This window comes from Selenomonadales bacterium (genome assembly GCA_017442105.1).
Lineage (GTDB): Bacteria > Bacillota > Negativicutes > RGIG982 > RGIG982 > RGIG982.
Genome location: JAFSAX010000163.1, coordinates 1 through 3,523, shown reverse-complemented (window position 1 = coordinate 3,523; position 3,523 = coordinate 1). Strand labels below are relative to the sequence as shown.

The following is a 3,523-nucleotide window of genomic DNA, read 5'->3' as shown; positions in this document are numbered from 1 at the left end:
TTGCTCTTTTTCCTACATCATTCCTATGCTACAATAAAAGAAAAGCATTTGCGAGGTATTCATCATGGCTGAGTTTCGGTTGTTTTCGCGCAATTTTATAGGGTGCTGTGCGGCGAGCTTTTTCTATTTCGGTGCGTTCTATTTGTTCATGCCTGTACTTCCTCTGTTCGTGGAGGGGCTTGGCGGTATGGCGACAGAGATCGGCTTGGCGGTGGGGATATTCACACTGCTGTCGGTGTTGGTGCGTCCTTATTCGGGCAAGCTGGGCGACCGATACGGTCTGAAGCGGTTTATGATGCTGGGGGCGGGGCTGTTCGCGCTGTTTTTCCTCGGCTATTTTTGGATAACGGATCTTGCGGTGCTGTATGTGCTTCGTGTGCTTCACGGGATCGCGCACGGTATTTTTCTTGCGGCGGTGTTCGCGTATGTGGGGAGCCTTCCTCCGCCGAATCGGCGCGGTGAGGTGATGGGTGTGTTCGGCGTGGCGAATGTGGTCGCGATGGCGATTTTTCCTGCGGTGGGGACGTATATGGTGAGCATTCTCGGCGGTTTCGATGAGCTGTTCTCTTTGGCGGCTGTGATGGACTGCGTGGCGATGGCTGCGCTCGTTGCGGTCGATGAGAAGCGTATTGGTGTGAAGGCGGCGCAGGGTGTGTCGCTCGGTAAGGTGATGCGGCTTCGTCCTGTATGGCTGGCATTCGTGACATATACGGCGGCGGCTACGGCGTACGGTGCGATCGTGACGTTTTTGCCTGTGTATGCTGTCGATATCGGTATCCACGAGTTCGGACAGTTTTTCGTCGTGTATGCGGCGTTTACGCTGGTGAGCCGTCTGGTGGCAGGAAGATTGTCGGACAAGTTTGGTCGGTATGCTGTCATCGTGCCGTTTTTGGGCATGGTCGGTGCGAGCATGGTGCTGTTTGCGATGATGTCGAGCCTTACGATGCTGTGGGTGAGTGCGGCTCTGTTCGGACTGGGGTTTGGCGCGTTCATGCCTGCGCTCAATGCGTATATCATTGATGAAACTGCGCCTTTTGAGCGGTCGAGTGCGCTGGCGATCTTTTCTTCGGCGATGGACGTAGGTATCACGGCAGGGGCTGTGGTGCTGGGTGTTATCAGCGAGGTGACGGGATATGCGGTTATGTACGGTATCAGCGCGGTGCTGGCATTCGGTGCTATGGCACTATTCGGTTTCTTGGGGCGCAAGAGAGCGCAGATAGGATGAATAAAGAGATGAGGTCGCTGCCATGACGGGCGGCGGCTTTTCTTTTTGGTGAGGAGGATCTCTGTGATGAGGTCACTATCTTGACGGTAGTGACTTTTTCTTTTGGCACATAAGATTTCACGTGGGCATATATATGAACAGAATAGTGAAAAGGAGGGGTCTTTCGTGGGAGATGTGCCGAAGCGTGCGAAGTATTATTACGATCCTTGTTTGCCGATGCAGACGGGCCCGCAGTCGATGATCGTGCGTCAGGTTATTGGAGAGCGCGAGAAGCAGAAGGTTCTCGATCTTCATATTTGTGTACCGCATAATAAGCCTGCTGTCGAGCAGATCGTTGATGTGTTCGTCAAGGATGTCGAGGTCAGCTGTGTTGATGTTATCACCGACCGCGTCATTGTGCGTGGGGAGCTGGAGGTAAAGACGATCTATGTTGCGTGCCTTCCCGATCAGCCGGTGCATGCGATCGAGATGAAGCATTATAAGTGGACGCAGGATATCGACATCCCCGGTGCGCGCCGCGGTATGGATGCCGATGCAGGCGTTATCGTTGAGTTCGTCGATTATGATGTAGATGAATGTTCGCGCGCGTATAAGCATAAGTACGGCAAAGGGAAGAAGCACAAGGTCGATTCGTGCAGTACGGACAGCGACCTCTTTGGGGACACTTCGTGTACGTCGGACGAATATGGTTGCGGGCTGATGCCGATGCCGCCGATCGCTCCGTGTCCGAAACCGCCAAAACCGTGTCCGCCGCCGAAACCTCCGTGTCCGCCGTATACCTCTGATACATCGTATACGTATGATACGCCGTGCCACTCGCATCATTGTGACAATCTGCCGTACTGTAGTACTTCGCCGTCTTGTAGCGATCCGCATTACGGCAAGCCGCATCCATGCAAACCGCCGAAACCACCTAAACCGTGTAAACCGCCCAGACCGCCGCATCATCATCACAAACCGCATTACTGCTATGACAGCCCGACGAGCTGCAGCTGTACGTCGTGCGATTGTACGACGGAGTGCTTGAGAGAGTTCGATGTGTCTATCGTTCTTCGCATCACGGCGAAGGTGCTTGCCGACCGTGAGGTGCAGATGAGCCTTCCGATGCCGAATCAGCAGATGCAGCCTCCGATGACGCAAAGTGCTGTACCGCAGCAAAACGGTACGGTTCCGCCCGCACCGATGCCCGAGAATCCGAAAGGCTGACAAAACAAGGGGAAAGGAGGGGGTCGTGATGGAGGAAAAGACGAGGAAGGCGGTCTGTACGAATGAGAGTACAGTCGGTGGGGTGCAGACAGCGCAGGGCAGTATTGGCGATCCGTGCGTGTGCTACGTGCCGCAAGTGGAAACGATCGAGGTACAGCAGGTACTTGGTGCCGAGATGCGTCAGAAGGTCGTGGAGTTCGATATGTGCGTGCCCTCGCGTAAGCCGAATATCGAGCAGGTCGTCGATGTGTATGTCAAGAATGTGTCGGTCGATACGATCGACGTCATCTACGGCAGAGTGATCCTGCGCGGTTGTCTTGATGTCAAGGTGATGTACGTCGCCGACTTGCCGAAACAGCCCGTACATGCGTTCGAGCGCAGTGGTGTACGATTCACGCGCGATATCGACGTCGCGGGCGCACATCCCGGCATGGAGGCGTGTTCCGACGTGACGGTCGAGTATGTAGACTATGATTTTGACTGTTGCGATCCGCGCAAAGTACACGTGACGATCGTCTTAAAATTCTGGGTGCGCGTGACGACAACAGGCGAGATGGACGTCATGGCGATGACGCCTGTCGATACGATGGGTGTCGTCAGCGCGCCTGCGGCAAGTATGTCGTCTGATTCGTTCGCAAGTGCGAGCGGATTCGATGAGCAGTATACGAGTACGCCTTCGTATGAAGCAGGGCAGTACCAATCATATCCGCCATACCAGACATACGCGCCGTCCGAGGACAATGTCACCGAAGTTGCACCGCTCGTGCCTTCTACGGGCGAAACAGAAACGGTCAAAAGTGCTGTCGGCATTGTGAATGGGACGAATGTCAACGTAAGAACAGGCCCGGGGACGAATTATCCGTCGGTGACGAAGCTTGACAAAGGGACCGAGGTCACGTTGAAAGACCAAGCCTTCGGTTGGTATAAGGTGATCTTGCCCGACGGGACGACGACAGGCTGGATCGCAGGCTGGCTTGTTGACGGGAACCTCCGCAGAGCGAGATGAAGGTATCCGCCGTATAATCGCGGCGGATATTTCTTTTTTGGCGAAGTTTGACAACCGTGGGTGCAGGGTGTATGATAACCGTATCG

The 3,523-nt window shown here is 54.7% G+C and carries 2 protein-coding genes and 1 pseudogene; all 3 read left to right on the top strand.

Features of this window, described 5'->3' with window-relative positions:
• Positions 1–64: 64 nt before the first annotated feature.
• Positions 65–1,225, top strand: a complete 1,161-nt coding sequence (locus IJN28_06540; GenBank protein MBQ6713424.1) for an MFS transporter — start codon at positions 65–67, stop codon at positions 1,223–1,225.
• A 216-nt stretch (positions 1,226–1,441) separates the two neighbouring features.
• Positions 1,442–1,831 (top strand): annotated as a pseudogene (locus tag IJN28_06535) (DUF3794 domain-containing protein).
• A 628-nt stretch (positions 1,832–2,459) separates the two neighbouring features.
• Positions 2,460–3,437 carry an SH3 domain-containing protein gene (locus IJN28_06530; GenBank protein ID MBQ6713423.1) on the top strand — a complete coding sequence of 326 codons (978 nt, stop codon included), beginning with the start codon at positions 2,460–2,462 and terminating at the stop codon, positions 3,435–3,437.
• The last annotated feature ends 86 nt before the right edge of the window (positions 3,438–3,523 follow it).